The organism is Ralstonia pickettii, assembly GCF_000607165.1.
GTDB lineage: Bacteria > Pseudomonadota > Gammaproteobacteria > Burkholderiales > Burkholderiaceae > Ralstonia > Ralstonia holmesii.
Genome location: NZ_JFZG01000006.1, coordinates 906,376 through 931,248, shown reverse-complemented (window position 1 = coordinate 931,248; position 24,873 = coordinate 906,376). Strand labels below are relative to the sequence as shown.

Annotated in this window: 24 protein-coding genes; 10 read left to right on the top strand and 14 right to left on the bottom strand. The window is 65.3% G+C overall.

What is annotated here, in order from left to right:
- Window positions 1–52: 52 nt before the first annotated feature.
- Window positions 53–673, top strand: coding sequence for a LysE family translocator (locus BG83_RS0110620; protein ID WP_024976704.1), 621 nt, complete (start codon window positions 53–55; stop codon window positions 671–673).
- Between the two features lie 19 nt (window positions 674–692).
- Window positions 693–2,369, top strand: coding sequence for a Na/Pi cotransporter family protein (locus tag BG83_RS0110615; RefSeq protein WP_024976703.1), 1,677 nt, complete (start codon window positions 693–695; stop codon window positions 2,367–2,369).
- 64 nt (window positions 2,370–2,433) lie between these two features.
- Here the strand turns inward: BG83_RS0110615 and uvrA are convergent, their stop codons facing one another.
- Window positions 2,434–5,298 (bottom strand): excinuclease ABC subunit UvrA, encoded by a 2,865-nt coding sequence (gene uvrA / locus BG83_RS0110610; RefSeq protein ID WP_024976702.1) that lies wholly within the window; start codon window positions 5,296–5,298, stop codon window positions 2,434–2,436.
- A gap of 243 nt (window positions 5,299–5,541) precedes the next feature.
- Between uvrA and BG83_RS0110605 the strand changes: the two genes are divergently transcribed.
- Window positions 5,542–6,705, top strand: a complete 1,164-nt coding sequence (locus tag BG83_RS0110605; RefSeq protein WP_024976701.1) for an MFS transporter — start codon at window positions 5,542–5,544, stop codon at window positions 6,703–6,705.
- A 50-nt stretch (window positions 6,706–6,755) separates the two neighbouring features.
- The gene (locus BG83_RS0110600) at window positions 6,756–7,319 is read left to right on the top strand and encodes a single-stranded DNA-binding protein (RefSeq protein ID WP_024976700.1); all 564 of its coding nucleotides are present in this window, start codon (window positions 6,756–6,758) and stop codon (window positions 7,317–7,319) included.
- Between the two features lie 96 nt (window positions 7,320–7,415).
- Here the strand turns inward: BG83_RS0110600 and BG83_RS0110595 are convergent, their stop codons facing one another.
- The 10 genes from BG83_RS0110595 to BG83_RS0110550 form a co-directional block, all read right to left on the bottom strand.
- Complete coding sequence (locus tag BG83_RS0110595) at window positions 7,416–7,676, bottom strand: hypothetical protein (RefSeq protein ID WP_024976699.1); 261 nt, start codon at window positions 7,674–7,676, stop codon at window positions 7,416–7,418.
- Window positions 7,677–7,699: 23 nt separating this feature from the next.
- On the bottom strand, window positions 7,700–8,161 hold the full coding sequence (locus tag BG83_RS0110590; protein ID WP_024976698.1) for a hotdog family protein: 462 nt from the start codon (window positions 8,159–8,161) through the stop codon (window positions 7,700–7,702).
- Window positions 8,158–8,961, bottom strand: a complete 804-nt coding sequence (locus tag BG83_RS0110585; RefSeq protein WP_024976697.1) for a beta-ketoacyl synthase chain length factor — start codon at window positions 8,959–8,961, stop codon at window positions 8,158–8,160. Before BG83_RS0110585 ends, BG83_RS0110590 begins: the two co-directional genes overlap by 4 nt.
- A complete protein-coding gene (locus BG83_RS0110580) occupies window positions 8,958–10,175 on the bottom strand; it encodes a beta-ketoacyl-[acyl-carrier-protein] synthase family protein (protein ID WP_024976696.1) in 1,218 nt (405 codons plus the stop codon). The genes BG83_RS0110585 and BG83_RS0110580 overlap by 4 nt, the downstream gene beginning before the upstream one ends.
- A gap of 72 nt (window positions 10,176–10,247) precedes the next feature.
- A complete protein-coding gene (locus BG83_RS0110575; protein WP_024976695.1) occupies window positions 10,248–11,111 on the bottom strand; it encodes a polysaccharide deacetylase family protein in 864 nt (287 codons plus the stop codon).
- Window positions 11,108–13,528 (bottom strand): MMPL family transporter, encoded by a 2,421-nt coding sequence (locus BG83_RS0110570; protein ID WP_024976694.1) that lies wholly within the window; start codon window positions 13,526–13,528, stop codon window positions 11,108–11,110. The genes BG83_RS0110575 and BG83_RS0110570 overlap by 4 nt, the downstream gene beginning before the upstream one ends.
- 13 nt (window positions 13,529–13,541) lie before the next feature.
- The gene (locus tag BG83_RS0110565; RefSeq protein ID WP_024976693.1) at window positions 13,542–14,138 is read right to left on the bottom strand and encodes an outer membrane lipoprotein carrier protein LolA; all 597 of its coding nucleotides are present in this window, start codon (window positions 14,136–14,138) and stop codon (window positions 13,542–13,544) included.
- Window positions 14,135–15,097 (bottom strand): acyl-CoA synthetase, encoded by a 963-nt coding sequence (locus BG83_RS0110560; RefSeq protein WP_024976692.1) that lies wholly within the window; start codon window positions 15,095–15,097, stop codon window positions 14,135–14,137. The genes BG83_RS0110565 and BG83_RS0110560 overlap by 4 nt, the downstream gene beginning before the upstream one ends.
- The gene (locus BG83_RS0110555; protein WP_024976691.1) at window positions 15,094–16,791 is read right to left on the bottom strand and encodes an AMP-binding protein; all 1,698 of its coding nucleotides are present in this window, start codon (window positions 16,789–16,791) and stop codon (window positions 15,094–15,096) included. The genes BG83_RS0110560 and BG83_RS0110555 overlap by 4 nt, the downstream gene beginning before the upstream one ends.
- A 26-nt stretch (window positions 16,792–16,817) precedes the next feature.
- Entirely contained in the window at window positions 16,818–17,492 is a 675-nt protein-coding gene (locus tag BG83_RS0110550; RefSeq protein WP_024976690.1) for a membrane protein, read from the bottom strand.
- 411 nt (window positions 17,493–17,903) lie between these two features.
- On the opposite strand from BG83_RS0110550, the gene BG83_RS0110545 reads away from it, so the two are divergent.
- Together BG83_RS0110545 and BG83_RS0110540 are read left to right on the top strand one after the other, a co-directional pair.
- Complete coding sequence (locus tag BG83_RS0110545; RefSeq protein ID WP_004633317.1) at window positions 17,904–18,164, top strand: phosphopantetheine-binding protein; 261 nt, start codon at window positions 17,904–17,906, stop codon at window positions 18,162–18,164.
- 54 nt (window positions 18,165–18,218) lie between these two features.
- Window positions 18,219–18,989: a glycosyltransferase family 2 protein gene (locus tag BG83_RS0110540; protein WP_024976689.1), complete on the top strand. Its 771-nt coding sequence runs from the start codon at window positions 18,219–18,221 to the stop codon at window positions 18,987–18,989.
- Between the two features lie 16 nt (window positions 18,990–19,005).
- On the opposite strand, the gene BG83_RS0110535 is transcribed toward BG83_RS0110540, so the two are convergent.
- Window positions 19,006–19,584, bottom strand: a complete 579-nt coding sequence (locus tag BG83_RS0110535) for a TetR/AcrR family transcriptional regulator (protein ID WP_024976688.1) — start codon at window positions 19,582–19,584, stop codon at window positions 19,006–19,008.
- 329 nt (window positions 19,585–19,913) lie between these two features.
- Between BG83_RS0110535 and BG83_RS0110530 the strand changes: the two genes are divergently transcribed.
- Window positions 19,914–20,495, top strand: coding sequence for a tetratricopeptide repeat protein (locus BG83_RS0110530; protein ID WP_024976687.1), 582 nt, complete (start codon window positions 19,914–19,916; stop codon window positions 20,493–20,495).
- 153 nt (window positions 20,496–20,648) lie between these two features.
- Window positions 20,649–21,482: a hypothetical protein gene (locus BG83_RS0110525; RefSeq protein WP_024976686.1), complete on the top strand. Its 834-nt coding sequence runs from the start codon at window positions 20,649–20,651 to the stop codon at window positions 21,480–21,482.
- A 112-nt stretch (window positions 21,483–21,594) separates the two neighbouring features.
- Here BG83_RS0110525 and BG83_RS0110520 read toward each other — a convergent pair whose 3' ends face one another.
- On the bottom strand, window positions 21,595–22,227 hold the full coding sequence (locus BG83_RS0110520) for a c-type cytochrome (RefSeq protein WP_024976685.1): 633 nt from the start codon (window positions 22,225–22,227) through the stop codon (window positions 21,595–21,597).
- A gap of 81 nt (window positions 22,228–22,308) precedes the next feature.
- Between BG83_RS0110520 and BG83_RS0110515 the strand changes: the two genes are divergently transcribed.
- The gene (locus tag BG83_RS0110515; RefSeq protein WP_024976684.1) at window positions 22,309–23,280 is read left to right on the top strand and encodes an alpha/beta hydrolase; all 972 of its coding nucleotides are present in this window, start codon (window positions 22,309–22,311) and stop codon (window positions 23,278–23,280) included.
- Between the two features lie 57 nt (window positions 23,281–23,337).
- Complete coding sequence (locus tag BG83_RS0110510) at window positions 23,338–24,132, top strand: hypothetical protein (protein WP_024976683.1); 795 nt, start codon at window positions 23,338–23,340, stop codon at window positions 24,130–24,132.
- Between the two features lie 19 nt (window positions 24,133–24,151).
- Here BG83_RS0110510 and BG83_RS0110505 read toward each other — a convergent pair whose 3' ends face one another.
- Complete coding sequence (locus BG83_RS0110505) at window positions 24,152–24,661, bottom strand: gluconokinase (protein ID WP_024976682.1); 510 nt, start codon at window positions 24,659–24,661, stop codon at window positions 24,152–24,154.
- Between the last annotated feature and the right edge of the window lie 212 nt (window positions 24,662–24,873).

The following is a 24,873-nucleotide window of genomic DNA, read 5'->3' as shown; positions in this document are numbered from 1 at the left end:
CGCGCGCAGTAGCATGATCCTTTCCATTTCCGCCGCACCCTGGGAGACGTCGATGCCCCACGTATTGCTATTCCTGCTGACTTCGATTGCCATTACGGTGATGCCGGGGCCGGACAACCTGCAGGTCATTGCACGCGGCGCAAGCCAGGGCCGTCAGGCGGGTCTGTCGGCGGCAGCGGGGTTCGCGTCAGGCTGCCTGTTTCACACGACACTGGCGGCGCTCGGGCTGGCAGCCGTGCTGCAATCGTCCCCGGTGGCGTTCCAGGCGATCCGCTGGCTGGGCGCGGCGTACCTGATCTGGCTAGGCATTCGGGCACTGCGCAGCAAGGGCGGCATCGGCCCGAATCATGCTGGACCGCAGGCGGTGCCAGACTTGTGGCAGGTGTATCGCCAGAGCGTCTTTGCCAATCTGCTCAACCCGAAGGTGACGTTGTTCTTCGTGGTGTTCCTGCCGCAGTTTGTGGATGCGCAGGCCGGCCATGCGGCGCTGCAGATGTTGCTGCTGGGCGGCGTGTTCATGGCGCAGACCATCGTTGTGTTCGGCATCTACGGCTGGTGCGCGGCCGCGCTGGGCGGTTGGATGCGCCGCACGCCGCGCGCCTCTCTGTGGCTCGACCGGGTGAGCGGCTGCATTTTCATCGGGCTGGGCCTGCGGGTCGCCCTGACCAAATAAGCAAGACTGCACGGCAACAATGATCACCCTGCTCAAGCTGCTTTCCGGCGTCGCCCTGTTGGTATGGGGCACGCAGACCGTCAAGGTCGGCATGTTGCGCCTCTACGGCGCGGACTTGCGCCGCCTGTTGTCGCGCAGCGTATCGAACCGATTCTCTGCACTGCTGGCCGGCATTGGCGTGACGTGCCTGGTGCAGAGCAGTAACGCGACGGCCACCATCGTCGGGGCGTTTGTTGCTCAAGGACTGATGGGCGTGTCGTCGGCGCTGGCGATTCTGCTGGGTGCCAACGTGGGCACGGCCATCATGGCGCAGGTATTTGCGCTGGACTTGTCGTGGCTGTCGCCGCTGCTGATCTTCTTTGGCGTGATCCTGCATCTGTCGCGCAAGGGCAATGCAGTGGGGCACTTCGGGCGGGTGCTGATCGGCCTGGGGCTGATCATGATGGCGCTGGAGCTGATCTCGGTCGCGTCGAGCCCCATGGTGGAAGCCAATGCGCTGCGCGTGCTGCTGAGTTCCTTCTCGTCAGACACCGGCCTGAACATGCTGATTGGCGCAGTGCTCACGCTGCTGTGCTATTCGAGCCTGGCGGTGGTGCTGTTCTGCGCGACGCTGGCGACGTCGGCGGCGGTGTCGGTCAAGGTGGCATTTGCGATTGTGCTGGGCGCAAATATCGGGAGTGCCGTGGCGGCGTTGGCGACCACGCCGTCATCAAGCCAGGCCGCACGCCGCGCAACGCTCGGGAACCTGCTTTCGCGCATGCTTGGCGCCGCGCTGGCGCTGCCCTTTCTGGACAAGCTGGCGGAGTGGGCGCCGCACGCGGGCGTCGCGCCGCAGCACGTGGTCGTGGCGTTTCACGTGGTGTTCAACGTGGCGCTGGCGGTGCTGCTGATCGGCTTTACCGATACGATGGCGCGGCTGTGCGCGCGCATCCTGCCGGGCGGCGCGCATATCGACGATCTCGTTGCGCCGCGCTATCTCGATCCTTCCGCACTGGCCACGCCAACGTTGGCGCTGGGCAACGCGGCGCGCGAAGTGCTGCGCATCGGAGATCGCGTTGAGCACATGCTCGACAACACCCTGCGCGTGCTCAAGACCAACGACGTGCGCCTGCTGCAAACCACCCGCGCCATCGATGACGAGGTGGATGCGCTCTACACCGCCATCAAGCTTTATCTCACGCAGCTGAGCCACGAAGCGCTGGACGCACGCGAGGGCAAGCGCTGGGCAGACATCATCTCGCTCACCATCAACCTGGAGCACGCTGGCGATATTCTCGACCGCCTGCTCCAGGACGTACGCGAGAAGAAGATCGCACACAAGCTGGCCTTTTCCGAGGCCGGCATGGAAGAGTTGGAAGACATGCACGCACGCCTCGTCACGAACCTGAAGCTGTCGCTGTCGGTGTTCCTGACGGGCGACCTGCGCAGCGCGCAGAAGCTGATGCTGGAAAAGGCCCACTTCCGCGATCTGGAAAAGCGCTACTCGCGCAGTCACCTCACACGGGTGTCCGCCCAGACGGCCGAGAGTATCGAGACCAGCTCATTGCATCTGGACATCATCAGCGATTTCAAACGGTTGAATTCGTTGTTCTGCGCCGCCGCGTATTCCGTGCTGGACGAAGCAGGGGCGTTGAACCGCAGCCGTATGAAAGACGCGGATGAGGTGGTGACCGAGACGGCACCAGCCGGCCACTGACGCCCGGCATTGTCGAAAAAAAGCGCAGCCGAAGCTGCGCTTTTTTGTTGCCGGATGACCGCGCTTACTTTCGCTTGAGCAGCGGCGCGAGGTATTTGCCGGTAAAGCTCGCCTTGCTCTTCGCCACATCTTCGGGGGTGCCCTTGGCGATGATCTGCCCACCGCCCGCACCGCCTTCGGGCCCGAGATCGAGCAGCCAGTCCGCCGTTTTGATCACGTCGAGGTTGTGCTCAATGATCACGATCGTATTGCCGTGATCGCGCAGCTTGTAGATGACTTTGAGTAGCAGCTCGATATCGTGGAAGTGCAGGCCAGTGGTCGGCTCATCCAGGATGTAGAGCGTGCGGCCTGTGTCGCGCTTCGATAGCTCCAGCGACAGCTTCACACGCTGCGCCTCGCCGCCCGACAGCGTGGTCGCCGATTGACCCAGGCGGATGTAGCCCAGGCCCACATCCAGCAGCGTTTGCAACTTGCGGCGCACCACCGGCACCGGCGCAAAGAACTCGTGCGCCTGCTCCACCGTCATCTCCAGCACTTCGGTGATGTTCTTGCCCTTGTAAAGCACTTCCAGTGTTTCGCGGTTGTAGCGCTTGCCGTGGCACACGTCGCACGGCACGTACACGTCAGGCAGGAAGTGCATCTCGACCTTCAGCACGCCGTCGCCCTGGCATGCCTCGCAGCGGCCGCCCTTGACGTTGAACGAGAAGCGGCCAGGGTCATACCCGCGCTCCTTGGCCGACGGCACGCCGGCAAACAGCTCGCGGATCGGCGTGAACAGGCCCGTGTAGGTGGCCGGGTTCGAGCGCGGCGTGCGGCCAATCGGCGACTGGTCGACGTTGATGACCTTGTCGAAATGCTCCAGCCCATCGATGCGATCGTGCGCTGCGGGCTCCGGCGTCGAGCCGTACAGATGGCGTGCCACCGCGTGGTAAAGCGTGTCGTTGATCAGCGTCGACTTGCCCGAACCCGACACGCCCGTGATGCACGTCAGCAGCCCCACCGGAATGTCCGCCGACACATTCTTCAAGTTGTTGCCGCTGGCGTTGATGATGCGCAGCCAGCGCTCTTCATCGGGCGCCGTGCGCTGCTTGGGCACCTCGATGCGGCGCTTGCCCGACAAGTAGTCGCCCGTCAGCGACGCCGGCGATTGCTCGACTTGCTGGGGCGTGCCCTCCGCGATGATCTGCCCACCGTGCACCCCGGCACCGGGGCCGATGTCGACCACGTAGTCCGACGCGCGGATCATGTCTTCATCGTGCTCTACCACCAGCACCGAGTTGCCGAGATCGCGCAGGTGCTTGAGCGTGCCGATCAGCCGATCGTTGTCGCGCTGGTGCAGGCCGATGGATGGCTCGTCCAGCACGTACATCACGCCGGTCAGCCCCGAGCCGATCTGCGACGCCAGCCGGATGCGCTGCGCTTCGCCGCCCGAAAGCGTATCGGCACTGCGCTCCAGCGACAGGTAATCGAGCCCGACGTTGTTCAGGAAGTTCAGCCGCGCGGTGATCTCCTGGACGATCTTGTCGGCAATCTCGCGCTTGGCGCCGTGCATGTTCAGCGTCAGGAAATACGTGAGCGCATCGCGCAGCGGCCAGCCGTTGATCTCGTAAATGCCGCGTGCCTGGTCGGCCTCGCCAATCTTGACGAAGCGCGCTTCGCGGCGCAGGCGGGTGCCGTGGCACTCCGGGCACGGCTGGTTGTTCTGGTACTTGGCCAATTCCTCGCGCACGGCGATGGAGTCGGTCTCTTTGTAGCGCCGCTCCAGGTTGGGGATGATCCCCTCGAACGCGTGCTCGCGCACCGTGGTCTTGCCGCGCTCGTTGATGTACGTGAACGGAATCTGTTGCTTGCCCGAGCCGTGCAGCACGATCTGCTGGGTCTCGGGCGGCAGGTCTTCAAACGCGACGTCGATGTCGACGTCGTAGAACGCCGCCAGGCTCTGCAGCATCTGGAAGTAGAACTGGTTGCGGCGGTCCCAACCTTTGATCGCGCCAGACGCCAGCGACAGATTCGGAAAGGCCACCACGCGCTTCGGATCGAAGAACGTGATCTGGCCCAGGCCGTCGCAGTGTGGGCAAGCGCCCATCGGGTTGTTGAACGAGAACAGCCGCGGCTCCAGCTCCTGCAGCGAGTACGAGCAGATCGGGCAGGCGAACTTGGAGCTGAAGCCATGTTCCTTGCCCGTGTCCATTTCCAGCGCGATGGCGCGGCCGTCGGCCAGGCGCAGCGCGGTTTCGAACGACTCGGCCAAGCGCTGCTTGAGTTCCGGGTTCACTTTCACGCGGTCGACCACGACCTCGATCGAGTGCTTGTCGTTCTTCTTGAGCTTGGGCAGGTTGTCGACTTCGTAGACCTTGGCTTCAGCCTCGTGCGCGGTACCGCCGCCCGAGCGGATGCGAAAGCGCACGAAACCCTGCGCCTGCATCGCTTCAAACAGGTCGACGTGCTCGCCCTTGCGGTTGGCCACCACGGGCGCCAGGATCATCAGCTTGGTGTCGGCCGGCAGCGCCAGCACGGCATCCACCATCTGCGACACGTTTTGCGCTTCCAGCGGCTGACCGTGGTCTGGACAGTAGGGCGTGCCGGCGCGCGCATACAGCAGACGCAGGTAGTCGTGAATCTCGGTAACGGTGCCGACTGTGGAGCGTGGGTTGTGGCTAGTGGCCTTCTGCTCGATGGAAATGGCCGGTGACAGACCTTCGATCAGGTCAACGTCGGGTTTTTCCATCAGTTGCAGGAATTGCCGGGCATACGCCGACAGCGATTCCACATAGCGACGCTGCCCCTCCGCATACAGCGTGTCGAACGCGAGCGACGACTTGCCCGACCCCGAAAGCCCGGTGATCACGATCAACTGGTTACGCGGCAGATCGAGGTTGATGTTCTTCAGGTTGTGGGTACGGGCCCCACGAATCTTGATTTCGTCCATGTGCGGCTGAGTGCTGCTGAATGCGGCGTCGGAGTGCGGACCGCCTGCGGCAATCGGCGGGAGGGTGGAAAAGGGTAAGCCTGCTAATATACCGAACTTCGGTTTTGCTGGTATCTGCTCCCAGATGGGGCAATCCGTGAAACCGTTCAAGTGTCCTTGTCGCCGCTTTTTCTTTCTGGTTTTCGCGGCGGTTTCCGCACCATGTCCTCCGCCTCCCCATCCATGACTTCCGCTTCCGGCCGTATGAACGGTCTTGAGCTGCGCGCGGCCGCCTCGCTGGCCGGCATCTTTGCGCTGCGCATGTTGGGTTTGTTCATGATCATGCCGGTCTTCGCGGTGTTCGCGAAAACGCTGCCCGACGGCAACAATACCCAACTCGTCGCCTTCGCCATCGGCGTGTATGGCCTCACGCAGGCGTTGCTGTATATCCCCTACGGCTGGCTATCGGATCGCTTCGGACGCAAGCCCGTCATCGTCACGGGCTTGGTGATCTTTGCGGTGGGAAGCCTAGTGGCGGCGTTTTCGCACAGCGTCGCGGGCATCGCCGTGGGGCGGGCTATCCAGGGCGCGGGGGCGATCTCGTCGGCGGTGATCGCCTTCGTGGCCGACCTCACGCGCGAGGAGCATCGCACCAAGGCCATGGCCATGATCGGCGGCAGCATCGGCCTGTCGTTTGCCGTGGCCATCGTGAGTGCTCCGGTCATCTTCCGCTGGGTCGGCATGCCAGGCATGTTCACGGCGATTGGTGTGCTGGCCATCGTCGCCATCGGCGTGGTGCTGTGGGTTGTGCCCAACCCGCCGCGTCCGCCCGAGCATGTGAAGGCGCCGTTCCGCGAAGTCCTGCGCAACCCCGAACTGCTGCGCCTGAACTTTGGCGTGTTCGCCCTGCATGCCACGCAGACGGCGTTGTTCGTCGTGCTGCCGCACATGCTGGAAGCCGCCGGCCTGCCTGTCGATTCGCACTGGAAGATCTACCTGCCGGTGATGGGCGTGTCGTTCGTGCTGATGGTGCCGGCCATCATTGCCGCCGAGAAGCGCGGCAAGATGAAGATCGTGCTGCTGTCGGCTGTGGCGCTGGTGATGGTGGCGCAACTGGCGCTGGGCGAGGTCAATCCGACGCTCGCCGCGCTGGCGATTGCGCTGCTGGTCTACTTCCTCGGTTTCAATGTGCTGGAGGCGTCGCAGCCGTCGCTGGTATCGAAGTACGCGCCGGGCGTGCGCAAGGGTGCGGCCATGGGCGTGTACAACACGACGCAGGCGCTGGGCCTGTTCACGGGCGGGGCTGGCGGCGGTTGGATTCTGCTGCACGCGGGGCAGCATGCGGTATTCCTAAGCTGCGCTGCGCTGGTTTTTGCCTGGCTTATAATTGCGAGCCCCATGCAAATGCCGGCGCTGCGCCGACACTAATCCGGGCAACACGGCGGCATCACTTCATTTTTTATCTTCGGAAACTCATCATGGCGTCCGTCAACAAAGTCATCATCGTCGGCAATCTCGGCGCCGATCCTGAAACGCGTTACATGCCCAGCGGCGACGCTGTCACCAACATTCGCGTGGCAACCACCGACCGCTACAAGGACAAGGCCAGCGGCGAAATGAAGGAAGCCACCGAGTGGCACCGCATCGCCTTCTTCGGCCGCCTGGCTGAAATCGCCGGCGAATACCTGAAGAAAGGCTCGTCGGTCTACATCGAAGGTCGCCTCAAGACCCGCCAATGGGAAAAGGACGGCCAGAAGCAATACAGCACCGAAATCGTCGCAGAACAAATGCAGATGCTCGGCGGCCGCGGTGGTGAGGGCGCCGGCAGCGGTGGCGGTGGTGCTGGCTACTCGCGCGGCGGTGAAGGCGGCGGTGGCGGTGGCTACGGCGGTGGCCGCAGCCAAGGTCAAAGCCAAGGCCAAGGCCAAGGCGGCGGCTACTCGCGCGGCGGCGAAGGTGGCGGTGGCCAGGGCGGTGGCGCACGTCGTCAGCCAGCCCCGTCGAATGGCTTTGAGGATATGGACGACGATATTCCGTTCTGACCGTTCTAAGTCCGTCTCACCAGACAACAAAAACCCGGCAGTCCGCCAAGGATGCCGGGTTTTTTGCTGCCTTCAGCGCGCAGACATGCGGCCGTTCTAGTCACTTTCACACGGCTTCTTGAAGACGTGTTTCACGCCGCATTTGGTTGCATGCGCCGCATTCTTAACGCCATGGCCAACCGCTCGTGCTGCGTTGGCCGTCGCATGCCCGGCTTCCTTCGCCGCATGGCCGGTCTTGCGCGCCGCTTCCTTCGTGTCCTGCTTGATGTTCTCCTTGGTCTCGGACAAGTCGGCATGGGCCAGGGGGCTGAGCAGCGCCAGCAGCAGCGCAGGGATCAAAAGTAGACGACCTTTCACGGTGGGAATCCTCACAAACAGGTTCATGCAACGGACGCGTCGAGCACCACAGCGGCGCGGCCGGTCAACAGGATGCGTGCGCCACTGCGCACGGTGAATCGGTACAGCACGTTGTTGCCGTCGCCGCCAATGCGTTCGGCTTCGATGTCGAGCGGCGAGTCGATGGTGTCGAGGCGCGGGACGTGCGCTTCAACGCTGCGCACGCTGGCGAGAAAACCGGCGCGCGGCCGGGCTTGCGCAGCATCGCACAGGGCGCCATGCACGGCCATCGCCTGAGCGGCGTACTCGATGCCGCAGACAGCAGCCAACTGGCCGTGCGAGCGCAACGGGTTGGCAGTGTCACGATGGCTCGTGGCGCTGCAATGGATGTGTGCGTCGTCCCATGCGACGACCGCGTCCAGCAGGCACATCGCGCCGCTGTGCGGAATGCGCGCCGCGATCCAGTTGCGGTCGAGTGGCGGAGATGGCTGCACGCTTGACGTCATGGCGTGCCGAAGGTGATGCTGACCTGCAGGCGGGTCTCGGGCAGATAGTCGAGCACGACGTTGGCTGCGCGCCGTGCCGCCAACGCTTCCAGCAGCGGCAGCGCGCGGGCTGCGGCGTTGCCGCGCCACAGCGTTTCGAGCCCGGGTTGTGTCAGCGCCGTGGACGCCGTGTCGGTCAGCGCGACGTCAATACGCGCGAGCGTGCGCGGGCCGGCTTCGGGTGCAAGGACCATCGCCACCGCAAACGTATCGGGCACGGGCCGCACCGCGTTCAACGGTTCCGGGTACTCGCCGTCATACGCGATCAGCAGGGTGGGTGTGGCGTCAATCACAACCTGACAGAGGCTGTCCAGCAGGCCGGCGGCAAAGCTACCGTCGTACGCGCACAGCACATTGGACGGCGCCATCGCGTGCGTGGCGATGCTCCAGTAGCCCGCGGGGGCGTTGTGCACGGAGTTGTGGAAGCGCGTGGGCGAGAGCTTGCGATCGTCGCTCGCCAGGGTTTCGCAGATGGCGTGGCAGTTTTGGCCATCGCCGCCGGACGAACTGAAGACGGTGGCCAGCGTCGCGGCATCGCGTCCACTGGCTGCGACGGCCTCGTGACCGACTGCCAGCGCCAGCTTGACTACGGGCCCCGTGCGGCGGCGCTCGACCGATGGCAGGCCGGCCGGCGGCGGCAACTCGGTCGGTGCGTGCGCGTACGGCGTGCGCCCGGCGAGCACGTCAGCGGCGTGCGGCCAATCCCGCAGACCGGGGCCCAACACGCCGATGCTGTCGATGAAGGCGCGCAGTCGGGTCATGACGAAAGCCTCACGTGGTCTGCGCGGCCGAAGACCAGGCTGCAATTCGTGCCGCCAAATCCGAAGGCGTTGCTGAGCGCGGTGCGAACAGGGGCGTGGTGGCTCGACGTCAGGTAGTTGACGGCCAAGGTCGGGTCCGGCTGCGTGGTGTTGATGCCGGCAGGCAGCAATTGATGGCGCAGCGCCAGCGCTGTGATCACCGCTTCCAATGCACCCGCCGCGCCCAGTGTGTGGCCGGTCGCACCCTTGGTCGAGCTGCACGCCGTGCCGTCGAACATCGCATGGATGGCGCGTGCCTCCGCGGCGTCATTGCTGGGCGTGCCGGTGCCGTGCAGATTGATGTAATCGATGTCTGTTGCTGCCAGCCCGCTTGTGGCCAGCGCTTGCGCCATGGCAGCGCGTGCGCCCAGCCCTTCCGGATGCGGCGAGGACATGTGATGCGCATCGCTCGATTCGCCAATGCCGAGCAGCAGGATTGCATCGTCGTCCAGCGCGCCCTTCGCCTCGGGGGCACGCTCCAGCAGCGCAAAGGCTGCGGCCTCGCCGATGGAGATGCCGTCGCGCGCGGCATCATACGGCCGGCACGGTTGCCGCGACAGCAGCTCCAGCGAGTTGAACCCGTACAGCGCGGTCAGGCACAGCGAATCGACGCCGCCCACGACCGCCGCATCGATCAGGCCCGCCGCCAGCATGCGCCGCGCCGAGGCAAACACCTTGGCCCCCGACGAACACGCCGACGAGATCACCATGGCCGGTCCGCCCAACCCAAAGTACGCCCGCACAAACGCGGCGGGCGAATAGATGTTGTGCGTCTGTGCGTAGTGAAAGTTTGCCGGCAGCGCCCCCGTTTGCGGGTCGCGCTGCTGGTAGGCACGTTCGGTTTCGAGAATGCCCGACGTGCTGGTGCCAATGAACACGCCGACGCGTCCAGCGCCATGGCGCGCCTTGGCGGTTTCGACAGCTTCGGCAAAGCCGTCCTGCGTGAGGCCGATCTGGGCGAGCCGGTTGTTGCGGCAGTCGAAATCGGCTAGGTCTGCACGCACGGGCGTGACATCAGTACCAAGCACTTCGCCGATCCACGTGTCGAGTTCGGCGCGTGGGAAGTTACACGGCGTGAGCCCGCCCCGTTGCCCGCGCAACGCGTCGAGCGTGGCGTCTAGGCCACGTCCGAGGCAGCTTGTGGCGGTGAAATGCGTGAGCAGGACGGGCTTCACTGGGGATGGTGTCGCGGCAATTGTTGGGTGGGGTGACTCGGCAGACGGGGCGCCAATCGTTGACAAATTTTATCAAATGACCCGTTGCGGGCGCGTGGCCTCCGGGGACGCCGGCGCGAGGGCTGCGCGCAAGGTCGTGCACGGCAATTGCGCGCGGGCGGCGGCTTCGAGCACCTTCGGCAATACGGCCAATATGATGGGCGTGCCGTGCGCATCGCGCGCCGCATGGCCATCGTGGAGCAGCAGGATGTCTTGTGGCGCCAGACCGTGCAGCAGGCGCTGGGCGATAGCGTCGGCATTGCGCGAGCGGGTATCGAAGCCGCGGCGCGTCCAGCTCGCCAACTGCAGGCCAAGCTGACACAGCACCGGTTCGAGAAACGGATTGCGCAGTCCGGCCGGCGCTCGAAAGAACAGCGGGCGCATGCCGGTGATCTGCGCGAGCGTGTCCTGCGCGGCAGCAATCTCGCGCCGCAACGCGCCCGGCGCCTGCAGCGAGAACGTATGCCGATGGCGCTGGCTGTGGTTTTCCACCGCGTGCCCGCGCGCGACGATGGCCTCGACGCAGCGCGGGTGCCGCTGCGCCAATTCGCCGATGCAGAAGAAGGTGGCCTTGACACCGTACAGGTCAAGCACATCCAGCACGCGCGGTGTGACATCGGGGTCAGGGCCGTCGTCGATGGTCAACGCGATCTGCCGGCCGGCGGTGGCGGGCAGATGCGTCCAGTTCGGGCCGAGCCACGCGCTGCGCGGCCACAGTCCACCCGCCATCAGCACCAGATGCGAGGCGATGACGCTGCCGCCCGCCCATGGCCATGTCGATGGGGCGGTCGCAACGGCAACCGCCGCGCCGGCATGCAGCGCGAGCGCGCCGCTGATCAGCGGTGTCGGCTTCCAGCGGCGGGCGTTGCCAGGCGGTGTGGTGATCGATGAGTTCATGCGGCTGGGTGCTGATCGTGATTGGCGCGTGGCGCGAGAATGGCGGCAAACACCAGCGCAAGCATGGCGCCCGGCCCGACGGTCAGCCCGAATGTTTCCAACATCGGCACCCGCGAGAATGCCAGCAGGCCGAAGCCGGCCACCGTCGCCAAATTCGCCACCAGCAGTGACACCAGCGTCTGCGGCGCAATGGCCTGCGTGCGTTGATTGAAGAACAGCGCGTAGTTCGATCCCACCGCCACGATCAGCAGCATGCCCACCAGATGCAGGATGGTCAGCGGCACGCGTGCCAGCGCAAAGCCGGCCGTCACCACCAGCACCGCCGCCACCAGGGGCGCCAACGCGCGGAGGGTCCGCTGCGGAGAGCGCAGCGCCACGAGCAGCAGCAACGCGATCGCCCCAAAACCGGCCAGCGACAGGCGAAGGTCTTCCCGCACGTAGTTCACATACAGCCGATCAGCCTCGGCCTTCATGTCGACGAAGAGCGCGCCGGGTACGCTCGCATGCTCGACGGCGGCGCGAATCGGGGCGGCATCCAGGCTGGACGGATTGGATGCATTTGTGGCGGTGGCCGGCGCGCCTGACGGTGCGCGCAATGGCAGCATGGCGCTCCATTGGCCGGCGTGTTCCGTCAGCAGTGCCTCCACCGCCAATGCCATCGATGTGCCTTTCAGGTCTGCGCGCCGCAAGAGGGGCTGCGCGCGTGCTGCATCCACATCGGCGATGAACGGGGCGAAGAGATCAGGCTTCACGCGGATCGGCTGATCTTCAACGGCGCCGCGCATGCGTGCAGCCAGTGCATCAGCGGCGGGCAGGCTTGCCAGGCGAGCGCGCTGCGTGGCATCGCTCGGCAGATAGCGCGCGGGGTTCTCGAAGCCAGCGAGCACGCCGTTGTCCACCAGCGGTTGCAGTTGCGCGGCGACCTTCTCGGCGCCTTCAAGCGCGGCCTGTTCGGTTGCGGCCGGAACCACCACCAGATAGCGCACGTCGGGCGCCCCCACGTCTGCACGCAGGCTGGCGTCGAGTGCTTGGCTCTTCGCGGGTACGGGGCTCAGCGCAGCGAGTTCGCGGCTCCACAGGCCATCGCGATGCAGCACCAGCGCCGCACATGCACCGACGAGCACCACCGCCAACACCCAGCGCAGACGCGGTGCAGCATGTGTGGCCTGTGCGAGCCACGTCCCCACGCGCGATACGTCCCGCGTCGCCACGTCTGCACCACGCAGATGCGGCAACACGTAGCGCGTGACAAGTGCCGCTGTCACCAACCCCACAATCGAATACAGTCCCAACTGCACGAGCCCCGGAAAGCCCGAGAACAGCATCGACGCAAAGCCGCATACCGAGGTCAGCACACCCAGGCGGATGGTCGGCCAGTACGTGTTGATCCATGCTCGCAGGCTGTCGTTGGGGGTGGCGCCACGCAGGCGGGCAGATTGCACGAAGAGGTAGATCGAATAGTCGACCGCCTCGCCGATGAGCGTGGTGCCGAACCCGAGCGTGAGCCCGTGCACGGCCCCAAACGTGAGGCTGACCGCTGCCACGCCGGCCGCCACGCCGGACAGCACCGGCAGCAACCCCAGCGCCACCGTGCGCGGCGAGCGGTACACCGTCAGCAGCAGCGCCACCACGAGCACGAGGCTGACTGTGGAAAGCCGCTCGACGTCGTGCTTGATGGTGTCGCGCGACTCGACGGAGAACACGCCCGGGCCGGTCAGCAGGATGCGCGCCGATGCGGCGTTCGGCACCGTGCGTGCAACCGCATCGAACGCGCGGTGCACGGTGTCGATGGCACGCGCCTGAGCGTCGGTGTCAGAGCCGGCGGCCGTTGTCTGCACGACCAGCACGGCACGCTGGCCATCACGCGACACCCACACGCCATGCATGGACGACGGCAGCGCGGTGTTGTCGAACTGGCTGACAAGTGCCGCCACCTCGCCGGTCGGGTCGCGCGGCAGCATGTTCTTGGCAAACAGCCCGGCTGACGAACTGAGCAGGTCCAGGCTCTCGCCTAGCGCCGCGTGCAGACCTTCTGCGGAAAAGCGCTGCGGCGTGATAGCGGGGCTGAGCACGTAGCGGTGGTCGAAGACGAACTGCCGGTCGCGCGCTTCGCTCACGGGCTCGCCGTTGTTGACGGCGCTGAACTGCGGGTCGGCGCGCAGCGTGGCGGCGAGCTGCTTCGACAGCGTGGCGCGGGTGGCTGCGTCACTCCCCTCGATCCCGACGAGGATGAGCCGTGACACCAGCCCCTCGCGCAACTGGTCGACCAGCACGCGTTGCTCGGCACTCGGCGAGCGCGGAAGAAACGCCGACAGGTCCGCTGTAAAGCTTGTGCGCCCGATCACGATCGCGCACAGCAGCAGGCCGATCAACCAGACCAGCACAGCGGGCCGTCGCAGGGCGTGCAAGCGTTTCATGTGCGCGGCGTCCTTAGTTGCCCGGCACGCGTTGAAGGCGCATCAGCGAATGATCGCCATCGGCCTGGCGGATGGCGACGCTGCGCAGGACATCGCGCGTGCCCTCCAGCGTGATGGTGTGGACCACCTGCTGCATGCGCGTGTCGATGGGCGAAAGGGTGAGCGTCCAGTCATCGCCGTGGCCAGCGATGGCGACCTTGTAAATCGCTTCGAGCGCGTAGCGGTTGCCGGCCAGCGTGGCGCGGATGCTTTCGATGAAGGCGCCCAGCTCCGGGTATTGCGACAGCGGCATCGTGAACTTGCGCTGGTTGCGCTCCACGGTCAGCTTGTCGCCGTCAATCACGAGGTGCTCTGGCTTGGGAGCCAGCGTGTGCTTTTCCAGATGATCGGGCGCCACGAACACCAACTCGCCGGACGATTCGATGGGCTGGGCTGCAATCGACAGCGTCTTCGTTTCCGTGAATGTCGCGCGCCCCGACTTGTTGCGTGCAAGCGTGGACATCAGGCGGTCGAGCGTCCAGACGGTATCCGCGGCGTGGGCGGTCGCGGCCAACATGCTGGCTGCGAGCAGGGCCAGAAGGGCGCGTAGGAAGGGGCGCGTTGCAGTCATGGCGTTTGGGTGGTCTGGCGCTCGGCCGGGGTGTGATTCTGCGCGCCGGCCGCGTCGGCATCCTGCCAGAAGTCGAAGTAATTGAACCAGTTGTACGGGGCGGTGCGGCAGTAATGTTCGACGCGTTCCACATAGCGGCCGAGCGCGGCTTGCACGGCGGCGGCGCGATCTTCGCGGCGCACATCGGTGAAGTCCGCCAACGGATCGAAATGCACGGCGTAGCGATTGCCGCCCAAGTGCAGCCCCGTCATGAAGAGCACGGGGCGCTTCAGCATGGCGGCCATGTGCAGCGGCCCGAGCGGAAACGCTGCCGGGCTGCCGAGAAAATCCCTGCGCTGGATTGATGGCCCCGCATCGCGCAACAGCGTGCGATCGGCCAGCATGCCGACGAGCCGGTTGTCGTCCAGCGCCTCGCGCACGTGCAGCATTGCGTCTACGCGCCCCAGCGGAATGACCTCCGGCGCCGCCGCCGGGTTGATGGCGGCAACCGCGGCGTTGATGTTGCGGGCGTTCTCTTCATACATGGCGACGGCCACGCGCAGGTTGGGCACCGTACGGCCGAGCGCGCGCACCACCTCGAAGCTGCCCAGGTGCGCGCCCAGCAGGAATGCACCGCGCCCCTGCGCCAGCACGTCGTGTATGTGCTGCTGGCCCTGCAACTCGACGTCGAACAGATCGAAGCGCCCGCTGATCAGATAAATGCGGTCATGGATGGTCGTGCCGAAGGTGAACATGTGGCGGAACACGTCGCGCAGCGTGGCTGGCCGGCCGAGCGCGCGGCGCAGATAGTCACGCGAAGCACGCCGCGCCGCCGGAGAGGCCGCCACGAAGTACACCGCAATCAGCCACAGCAGAACCCGGCCGAACGGCCGCCCAAGCCGCAGCGAGAGCCACGTCATCACGCGCAGCAGCGCGAGGTTGCTGCGCTCCGGACGCTCGGCCCAGTCGGTGCGCTTCATGCAGCAACGCCCTCCGGCGCTGAAGCGGACAGCACGCCGCTGGCCACGTCGCGTTCGCCCGCGCGGATCGAGAAGCGGACGGCGTTGCTCGCCGTCGTCTCGAACGCGAGGTCGAGCAACTCCCCGGGTGCCGCAGGGCTGAGAAACTTGGCCGAGCTGATCTTGCAAGCATCAAGCGAGCGGCCCAGCGCCGCACCGATCGTGTGGAGCGCGTGGTCAAGCAGCACCACACCCGGCACGATCGGGTGGCCGGGAAAGTGCCCCGGCAGCGCCGGGTGATCAGCGGGAATGGTGAAGCGCATGTCGGGCTTGTGTGCGTTACGGTGCGAATGTTGTGCGACCAGCGCGGCCAGCACATCGCGCGCCAGTTTGCCGGTTTCGTTGCGCGGCAGCGCGTCTACCAGCAGCAGCGGGCGTGGCAGGAACGCTGCATCGATGCGCTCATGCAGGGCGCGCAGTACGTCCGCCGTGCTAAGGCTCGGCGCCACAACGAGTGCCACCAGGCGCGTGACTGCGGTGCTGCCGTGCGTATGCGGGGCGGCGGGCGCATCGTCCGGCATGTAGAACACGCCGTCTTCCACACCCGCAATCGCGTTGAGCTGATGATTCAGATACGCCAGCGAAGACCGCTTGCCGGCAATGTTGATCAGATCGGCCTTGCGGCCGTGCAGCAGAAAATGTGCCTCGTCTATCAGCTCAATCGCATCGCCCATCGGCACCGCGGTTTCGACGTGCCCGCCCTGGACCCACACCGTTGGGCCGTCGTCTTCCGGCGTGCCGGAGCGCGATTCCATGCGGACATCGGGGTACAGATGCCACGCGGTTTCCTGTGCGGTACGGCGCGTCGCGACCTGGCCGGTTTCGGTGCTGCCGTAGATTTCCAGGAGCGGAGCGGACAGGCGCGTCTCGGCCGCCTGCGCCAGTGTTTGCGACAGCGGCGCAGTGGCCGACAGAACGAGCGATGCGCTTGGCAACGCGGGTTCCGATGCCAGCAGCGCCCGCAGATGCACCGGCGAGGTCACCAGCACGCGCGGCTGCGGCACGGCCAGCAACGCTTCGCGAATGTCCGCCGGATAGAACGGCAGCTGGTTGCTGAAGGCCAGACCGCCCTGCAGCGCGAGCAGTACCGTCACCTCAAAGCCGTACATGTGCTGCGGTGGTACGGTGCCGACCAGCGTGAAGGCGCGCCCGCCGTCCAGGCCAAGGTGCGCGACTGCCGTGCGCATGCAGCGCACCAGTGCGCCCCACGTTTTGCGATGCGGCACCGGCGTGCCGGTTGATCCAGACGTGAACAACACCGCCATGACTTGCGACGCGTCGATCTGCGGCACGTCGATGAGCGTTGTGTCGGCTGTCAACGCATCGGGATAACGGAAGCCCGGCAGGTCGACGGGGCAGGCGGCCGCATCGTGCAGGCAGAACACATCGGGCGCAAACACCGAAAGCTGACGCACCATCTGCGGCGTCTGCATGGGCGGCAGCAGGCTGACTTTGCCGGCCACCAGCGTCGCACACAGCGCGACGGCAAAGCGGTAACGGTCTGAACAGGCGTTGAACACGTGATCGCCCGGCGGCAGCATCGTGGCCAGCGCCATCACATCGGCCAGGAACGCACGTACGGAGACGGGCGCGCCGTCACGCCAGGCCAGCGTGTGGTCGAGTGTTGGATGGGAGACCAGCGGGTAAGTCGGCATGAAGCAAATCGTGAGAGCGTGTGGGTTCAGCGGGAGCGCTCTGTGGCGACGGGTATGGAGTGCCCTGATTGTTCCGATTGTCGATATGCGCGTACCGCATCGAACAGGCTGGAGTGCGGCTCGCCGCGCAGCACGACGCGCCGGCAGAGGTATTCCGCCACGAACATCACGCCCACCAGCGGGAGCGACAGGTAGTTCGCAAACGTCGACCACGTTACGGTCGATGCCGTGGCAAACAGCAGGGTGGATACGATGGCGGTTGCCAGGAAAAACAGCGTCCATGCCAGCGTGACCTGCCGCGAATAACGCGCAATGCGCGGCGTGAGCGTGCCGTGCACCATGTGGGCAAAGCGCGTGCACAGCGGCTCTCGCCCCGCTACCAGCGTGCGGCCGAACACGTAGGCCATCATCAGGTTGAAGCTTGCATGTTCGAGGTACAGGCCCCAGTCAAAATGCGCGGCCAGCGGTGCGCGCGCCATCCACAGCACTCCGCAGACGAGCAGCCACAGCGGCAGCAGCCATGCACGATGCGTGGAACGTGTGGCCGCGGCCAGCGCGACGGCCAACGGCGGCACCAGAGCCATCGCCAAGCCCATGCCATGCGCGCCCGGTGTTGCCGCTGCGTAATGCGCACCGATCTGATACGCCACGACCGCACCCACGCCGGCTGCGCCCCGCGCAAAGCTGGTCAGTCGCTGCATGGCAGGGCAGGGTGGGAGGAGCGGCACTGCATGGTTATCGTCGGTGAGGCGGGCAGTTTCATCGTAGGGCGGAGCACATTCTAGGGCCCCGAGCCTGTCTCGCCCGATCCGGCAGCGGCGTGTTTGTAACCGGATGTACGGCGCCCGGCCGGCGCTGCTACGGCGCCCATTGCCGCTTTGCGGCGCCACACAAGCCGTTGAATCGTTTGCGTCACTTTGGGTAGACGCCGAGACATGCGGTCTTTGTCACGGTTTCGCGCTATACGGGGTGTAACCCTTCGTCTAGAATCCGCGTAGCTTAAACGACCCCCTTCACAGGCTGGGCTGGACAAGGCAGGGGCTTCGGGCAAGGAGAACGTTGTTGGCTCTGGCCGCAATCCCCGCTGCACGCCGCCTGTGGTTGCAAGACCGATGAACGACCTGGAAAAAGAGCTCGCCGCGCTCATGATCGGCGAACTGAATCTCGAAGACATTCAACTCGATGCCCTGACCGCCGACACACCGCTGTATGGCGAAGGGTTCGGGCTCGATTCCATCGATATCCTCGAAGTTGCGCTGCTGATCTCCAAGAAATACGGCTTCGAGCTGCGCTCGGGCGATCCCGACAACCAGAAGATCTTCGCCTCGCTGGGCTCGCTCGCAGCCTACGTGGCAGAACACCGCACGCGATAGGCTCGCGCCAGCGCCCGACGCATTCCGCTTTCAACGTTTGGCCGGACCGACGCCATGCCGATGACCGGCGCTTCCACTTCGCACCTCGTTCTGATTCCAAGCTACAACCCTGGCCCCAAGGTTGACGACACCGTGCGCACTGCGCGCGCGCAGTGGAACCCGGTCTGGGTGGTGGCCGACGGCAGCACCGACGGCAGCACCGAACGCCTGCAGGCCATGGCCGCGCAAGACCCGGGGCTGCGCGTGATCGTGCTGCCGCGCAATCGCGGCAAGGGCGTGGCTGTGCTGGCCGGGCTGGAAGCTGCTGCCGCGGCGGGCTTCACCTACGTGCTGACCATGGACGCCGATGGGCAGCATCCTGCCAACCTAATCCCCGAATTCATGGCGGCCTCGCAGGCTGCGCCCGACGCGATGATCCTCGGCCAGCCGGTGTTCGACGCAACGGCGCCGCAGATGCGCGTGCACGGTCGGCGCCTGTCCAATGGCTGCGCGGATATCGAAACGCTGTGGGCCGGTATTGGCGATACGTTGTTCGGTTTTCGCGTCTATCCGATTGCGCCGCTGGCCGAGATCATGCGCCGGCAGACTTGGATGCGCGGTTTCGATTTCGACCCGGAAGCGGCCGTGCGCCTGTGCTGGGCCGGTGTGCGTCCGATCCGGCTGGCGGCGCCGGTGCGCTACTTCCGCGCGCACGAGGGCGGCGTGTCGCATTTCCGGTATCTGCGCGACAACATCCTGCTGGTCGGGATGCATCTACGCCTGGCGGCTGAGGGCATGCTGCGCTTGCCCTCGATGATTGCGCGGCGGGTGCAGCGCGGCTGGTAGCTTGCGGCGGCAGGGTTCAGGCAGCTTCGGTGGCGGCCCTGGCCTGGTTCAGAAGGGTTTCTGCAGCGTGCCAGGCCTGTGACGCGGCGGACGGATCGCCCATCGTGCGCGCATCGGCCGTGGCACCCGATAGCAGCATCACGTACACGCCCGCAAGCTGCCGCGCCGTACCGGCGGGCACCACATCCCTGAGCAGCGTTTCCATCATTGCGAGCAGATCGTCGCGGTAGCGTACCGCCACGTCGGTCACCTTGGGGCAGGTGGCGCCAAATTCCGCAAGCGCGCGCTCGAACAGGCAGCCCGCAAATTCGGGAGTGCGGAACCACGTGCCGTACCACTCGAAGATGCCCTTGAGGCGGGCGGTGGCGTCGGGCAGGGGGCTGAGCTTCTCTGCAATGCTGCCCATGACGTAGGTATAGCGCTGCTCCAGCACTTCCTTGATCAGATCTTCCTTGCCGGTAAAGTGCCGGTACAGCGTCATGCGGGCGACGCCGGACTCGTCGATGATCCAATCGACGCCCACGGGGTGAAAGCCGTGCTTGGAAAACAGCTCACTGGCCTTGTCCACCACCTGTTGGCGCTTGCTTGCGCGCATTGCTACCTCTCCTCATTGCTGGGCCGCATCTTAGCATCGGCCCCTTGTTGCGACCTTGGGGGACTCGCCCCGAGCAAACTCAGTCGCACGGTGTCGTTGCCACGTCAGCTTTACGCTTTGATAACACAACGGCACACGCTTCAAGCTAAAGTAGACCGATCTATATCATGTGCCCGCAAATCCTGCGGGGGCGCGGAAGAGAAAGCGTTGTGCAGCCGATCTGGCGGCGCCGGTCTTGCGAACGGGATCGCAAAAACGACCGGCACCGACCTGGCTGTCAGCGGAGTTTCTCTCGATCAACAGCAACAATAAAAAAAAGGGTCAGGCGAATGCGGAATCGTTTGCTGATGTTGGGAGTCGTGTCACTGCTGGCAGCGTGTGCCCAGCCGCAGCCACCCAGCGATGTGGTACGGGTATGTGACGACCGCGGCTGTGCCGATCGGCCGAAAGCCCAGGTGGCGTTTGACCAGGCGAATATCCCTGACGAAGATCCGCGCATTACCGCCCTCAAGGAAGTTGCCAAGCGAGAGCCCAAGGCCGCCTACGACCTGGGTCTGCGCTATTTCCGCGGCGACGGCGTCCGCCAGGACAGCTACCAGGCACTGAACTGGATGCGCGAGGCAGCCGAGCACGGCAACCTGCAGGCGCAAAAGGCGCTGGGCGCGTTCTACCTGTTCGGGCTGGAAGAGATGGGCTCCGACCCGCGCGAAGCCGAAAAATGGCTCTCGATTGCCGTGAGCCGCGGCGACAAGGAATCGAAGAAGCTGCTTGAGCAAGCACGCGCCGCCAAGAAATCCGATGAAGACGACTACAAGTGGCGCGCGCAATGGCGCACCACTTACTACGGCTATTGGTATTCAGGTTATCCGTACCTCGGCGTCTGGCGCCAGACGAGCTGGTACTGGTACTGAGAGAGGCGCCGCGGTCATCCATTTCAAAGCGTTTCAAGGCAGTTCGGGGAGGGGGGAAACCTGTTGCACACCTCGCACGCCTGATCAAGGGGGGCTTATTGAGTCGCAGGACGCATAAGCCGAACATCGACTCAATGTGAGCCACACAACAATATGAAAACCAATCTTCTCAGCCGCACTGCCAGGGCCGCAGGCGTAGCACTGATCATCTCTTCCCTGGCTGCGTGCGCAGGCGGCGGCATGGTGACGCCGGGCGGCCAGAACGCCGGCGTGAGCGGTGCGGCGGCCGGCGGCTCCAGCGTGGGTGCAGACCCGACGCTCGAGCGCTGTGCCTCGCCGCTGGGCACGATCGCGATGGATGATGGCCGCAATGCCGACTGGTACGGCCAGTTCGGCAGCGCCACCAAGGTGACGACCATCGATCCGCTGCTGCGCATGGCTGTGCAGCAATCGAACTGCTTCGTGATCACGTCGATCGGCAACCAGAAGACCGACGCACGCCTGTCGCGCATCACCGATCTGCAGCGCAACTCCGGTGAATACCGTGCCGGCTCGAAGCAGCAGAAGGGTCAGCGCGTGGCGGCTGACTACTACATGGAACCGCAGATCATCATCAACGACTCGCCGATCGGCGGTGTGGCGGGTGCCGTGGGCGGCCTGCTGGGCAACAGCGCCATCGCCGCGTTGGCCGGCAGCGTGAAGTCGAAGGCTTCGGTTGTGACGCTGACCCTGTTCGACGTGCGCTCGGCCGTGCAGATCGCAGCCGCCGAAGGCAGCTCAACCGCGACGAACTACGGTGCGGTGCTGGCCGGCTTTGGCGGTGGCGTGGGCGGCGGTCTGGCAGGTTTCTCCAGCACGCCGGAAGGCAAGGCCACGGTGGTCGCCTTTATCGACGCGTGGAACAAGATGGTTGTTGCACTGCGTAGCTACAAGGCGCAGGACGTCAAGGGCGGCCTGGGTCGTGGCGGTCAGCTCAAGGTCAACTGATCGGGCTGAACCGGACCAGCACTGAAAGGGCATTCAGCGCCCCGAGGTGCGAGAGCAAAAAAAGCCTGCGGCGGTTGCGTCGCAGGCTTTTTGCTTTTGAGGCAGGCGGCGCTCAGCGCGCGTCTTTCGGCTTGTCGCCCTTGGGCCAGTCCTTGGCGCGCGCGGCATAGTCGGGGCGCGGCTGCTGGGTAAAGAAGGCGGCCACGTCCACTGCCTCTTGCGCGGTCAACGTGCCGCCCTGGCCCAGGGGCATGTTGTGCTTCACAAAGGCAGCGGCGGTGTACATGCGAGCCATGCCCGCACCCACGTTGAACGAATCCTTGCCCCACAACGGGGGCATCAGGTAACCACCTTGCGGGTTGGGCAGCCCCTGGCCTTCGGCGCCATGGCAGGCTGCGCAGCGCTGGGCGTAGACGGCCTTGCCGTTCTCGCGGTTAGGCGCGAGCGACGTGTCGATCTTTTCGAAACCGCGTCCTGTCACGTTGGTGCCCACGGGTACGCCGCTGGAGAGCCATTTCATGTAGGCGAGGATGGCGTTCATGTCTTCGCCATCGAAGGCGATGGGCTTGCCGTTCATCGACCGCTGGAAGCAATCATTCACGCGCTGTTGCAGCGAGATGACCGCACCGCTGCGCGATCGGTACTCCGGAAACGCGGTTGCGCCCGTCCCTCGGCTGCGACGCGCGAGACGCCTGACGTGGCTTGACGTTACGTCCTGAGAGACGGCGTTGTCGTATGGGCACACTCGCGTTCCCGCAGGGTGTGAACCGATTGTCTGGGCAGCGCTTCCTCGCTAGGCTGGGGCTTTGCAGCGGAGGGTTGCGCGATGAGCTGGCAGAACTGGGTCGTCTCGAGGATGGTGCGCAACCAGGTCAAGAAGCCGACCGAGCGGGAGCCCTTCGATCCCATCGCCACGCGCCTGCATGCCGAGAAGCGCAAGATGCCTTCGCCGGTGGAACTGCCGCCGGATTGGCGCATCGTGCCGGCCAAGGGTGTCAACGGCGACGGCCTCACCGGCGAATGGATCGAACCCGCTGATCCGGACCTGCATGACGACGCGCCCGTCGTCCTTTATCTGCATGGCGGCGGCTACTTCTTCTGCAGCCCGCGCACACATCGCCCGATCACCATTGGCCTCGCCACGCATGCGCGGGCGCGCGTGTGCGTCCCGGACTACCGGCTCGCACCCGAACATCCGTTTCCAGCGCCGGTGGAAGATGCGCTCTTCACGTATCGCACGCTGCTGGCGCAGGGTGTGGCGCCATCGCGCATTGTGGTGGCCGGCGATTCCGCGGGGGGCGGGCTGGCGTTGGCGCTGCTGGTGGCCCTGCGAGATGCGGCTGATCCGCTGCCGGCCGGCGCGGTGCTGTATTCGCCGTGGACGGACTTGGCAGCCACCGGCCAGAGCCTGATCGATAACGATGAATCCGACGTGATGTTTCGCGGCGCGTGGATGGCGCACGGTGCGGCGTTGTACCTGGGCGATTCGGGCGCGCCGACGGACCATCCGCTCGCCTCGCCGTTATATGCCGATTTCACGGGCCTGCCCCCGCTGCACTGCTATGTCAGCACCAGCGAGGTACTGCGCGACGATACCCTCCGAATGGCCGAGCGCGCGCGGGCGGCCGGGGTATCCGTTTCGGTAGAAATGGGGCGGCGGCTTCCGCACGTGTGGCCGATCTTCTATCCTTTCCTTCCAGAGGCGCGCGTAGCGCTCAAACGATCGGGCGAGCAGATCAGACGACTCGTTGCCGCCCAATATGAGAACCGAGAACCGGTGGCACTGACACCGGCATGACCCGACCTATGGCGCCCATGCGTAGCCCGGTCGGGATGCGCAAACGGGGAGCCCAGCATGCGTCGGGTGGTGGTATTGGGGTTGGTGCTGGCTGTGGCGGCCGGCGCCTGGCATTGGAGTCGGCAGCATCGGCTGAGGCTGGCGAATGTGCGTTTTGCACCGATCGAAACCGTCGCCGCCGCGACCGGCGCTGCGGGCGGCCCCGCCTTCAATGCCAACAAATCGCACTGGCTCAAGGCGTGCGACCAGGCGCTTGGCCCGATGCGCGTGGAGGTGCGTGCCATCGAAACGCCGCTGTCTTTCTCCAACGACCGCTCAGTCAGTCAACTCACCGCCGAGGCGCCGCCGTACGATCGCTCAGCCCGCGTGCTGGGCAAGACGTATGCGACGCTGCTGGCGCGCTTCGACGTCAACAGTCGCTACATGGCCATCGCCACGCAGCCGGCTACGACCTGCCTGCGGCCGTCCATCTCGGTGGAGCTGGTGCTGAATAACTTTCGGGTGACAGTGGCGCGCGAATTTGCGCCGGGCACTTGCGCGTACAACGCCATCCGCGAGCATGAGTTGCGGCATGTGGCTGTCAACCGTGCGGTGTTGCCGCATGCCGCCGAGGTGATCCGCAAGGAGATCGAGAGCGAATACGGCGGCCGGCTCTACTTTGGAGACCCAGACCGCATTGCCGCTGATTTGCAGGCAGCGCTCACGCGCCATTGGCTGCCGCGTGCGCAATCGCTGATCGAACTTGGGCTGCAGGCGCACGAGCAGATCGACACGCCGCGTGAGCAGGAGCGCATGAGTCGCGTGTGCAATGGCGAGGTGCAGGCCGTATTGCAACAACTCACGCGCAGCTAGCGCGCGAACACGTGCGAGTTCAGGCGGCCGGGCGGTGCGCGGCGCGTGCCTGCAGTTGCGTGATGGCCTCGTCGACGATGGCTTTGGGCGGCAGCGCGATGTCGACGATGACGGCGTCGGTCGGCTCTTCCAGCGCCTCAAACTGGCTGCGCAGCAGGTTCGGGTTGAAGAAGTGGTCTTTCCGTGCGGCGAGGCGGCCTTGCAGCAGATCGAAGTCGCCCTTCAGGTAGACGAATTCCGTGTTGCCGGCGGGGCCGCGCAGCACGTCGCGGTAGCGCTGCTTGAGAGCGGAGCAGGCCACCACCAGCGATTGCCCGCTGCTCGTTTTTTCGTCCATGTAGGCGCGGATGGATTCGAGCCAGGGTTTGCGGTCGTCGTCGTTCAGGGGGATGCCGGCGTGCATCTTGGCGCGGTTGGCCTCGGAGTGGAACTCGTCGCCATCGCGGAAAGCGCAGCCCAGCCGCTCGGCAATCTTCTGGCCCACCGTGGATTTGCCGCAACCCGAAACACCCATCACTACTACGATCATCGTCATTCCCTACGTGCAAGAAAGCGCAAAACATCAGGGCGGCATGTTAGCGCGTTGAAGGCCGCGCCCGCCGATTTTTGCTGCTGCAGCGCAGCAATTGTTCCGCGTCATTGTTCGTCCGGCAACGGATTGCCAAATACGTCAAGCTGCGTCAAATTGCGGTGGAAGCATTGGTTACAAATCATTCAGAACAAGGCCCCAAAAAGGTCAAC

Excerpts from the sequence above, each read along its gene's own strand:
- BG83_RS0110560 (WP_024976692.1), bottom strand. The coding sequence starts at position 15,097 with ATGAAGCGCACCGACTGGGCCGAGCGTCCGGAGCGCAGCAACCTCGCG.
- BG83_RS0110515 (WP_024976684.1), top strand. The coding sequence starts at position 22,309 with ATGAGCTGGCAGAACTGGGTCGTCTCGAGGATGGTGCGCAACCAGGTC.
- BG83_RS0110525 (WP_024976686.1), top strand. The coding sequence starts at position 20,649 with ATGAAAACCAATCTTCTCAGCCGCACTGCCAGGGCCGCAGGCGTAGCA.
- BG83_RS0110550 (WP_024976690.1), bottom strand. The coding sequence starts at position 17,492 with ATGCAGCGACTGACCAGCTTTGCGCGGGGCGCAGCCGGCGTGGGTGCG.
- BG83_RS0110555 (WP_024976691.1), bottom strand. The coding sequence starts at position 16,791 with ATGCCGACTTACCCGCTGGTCTCCCATCCAACACTCGACCACACGCTG.
- BG83_RS0110575 (WP_024976695.1), bottom strand. The coding sequence starts at position 11,111 with ATGAACTCATCGATCACCACACCGCCTGGCAACGCCCGCCGCTGGAAG.
- BG83_RS0110615 (WP_024976703.1), top strand. The coding sequence starts at position 693 with ATGATCACCCTGCTCAAGCTGCTTTCCGGCGTCGCCCTGTTGGTATGG.
- BG83_RS0110570 (WP_024976694.1), bottom strand. The coding sequence starts at position 13,528 with ATGAAACGCTTGCACGCCCTGCGACGGCCCGCTGTGCTGGTCTGGTTG.
- BG83_RS0110545 (WP_004633317.1), top strand. The coding sequence starts at position 17,904 with ATGAACGACCTGGAAAAAGAGCTCGCCGCGCTCATGATCGGCGAACTG.
- BG83_RS0110565 (WP_024976693.1), bottom strand. The coding sequence starts at position 14,138 with ATGACTGCAACGCGCCCCTTCCTACGCGCCCTTCTGGCCCTGCTCGCA.
- uvrA (WP_024976702.1), bottom strand. The coding sequence starts at position 5,298 with ATGGACGAAATCAAGATTCGTGGGGCCCGTACCCACAACCTGAAGAAC.
- BG83_RS0110590 (WP_024976698.1), bottom strand. The coding sequence starts at position 8,161 with ATGACGTCAAGCGTGCAGCCATCTCCGCCACTCGACCGCAACTGGATC.
- BG83_RS0110540 (WP_024976689.1), top strand. The coding sequence starts at position 18,219 with ATGCCGATGACCGGCGCTTCCACTTCGCACCTCGTTCTGATTCCAAGC.
- BG83_RS0110605 (WP_024976701.1), top strand. The coding sequence starts at position 5,542 with ATGAACGGTCTTGAGCTGCGCGCGGCCGCCTCGCTGGCCGGCATCTTT.
- BG83_RS0110505 (WP_024976682.1), bottom strand. The coding sequence starts at position 24,661 with ATGATCGTAGTAGTGATGGGTGTTTCGGGTTGCGGCAAATCCACGGTG.
- BG83_RS0110535 (WP_024976688.1), bottom strand. The coding sequence starts at position 19,584 with ATGCGCGCAAGCAAGCGCCAACAGGTGGTGGACAAGGCCAGTGAGCTG.
- BG83_RS0110620 (WP_024976704.1), top strand. The coding sequence starts at position 53 with ATGCCCCACGTATTGCTATTCCTGCTGACTTCGATTGCCATTACGGTG.
- BG83_RS0110530 (WP_024976687.1), top strand. The coding sequence starts at position 19,914 with ATGCGGAATCGTTTGCTGATGTTGGGAGTCGTGTCACTGCTGGCAGCG.
- BG83_RS0110585 (WP_024976697.1), bottom strand. The coding sequence starts at position 8,961 with ATGACCCGACTGCGCGCCTTCATCGACAGCATCGGCGTGTTGGGCCCC.
- BG83_RS0110600 (WP_024976700.1), top strand. The coding sequence starts at position 6,756 with ATGGCGTCCGTCAACAAAGTCATCATCGTCGGCAATCTCGGCGCCGAT.
- BG83_RS0110510 (WP_024976683.1), top strand. The coding sequence starts at position 23,338 with ATGCGTCGGGTGGTGGTATTGGGGTTGGTGCTGGCTGTGGCGGCCGGC.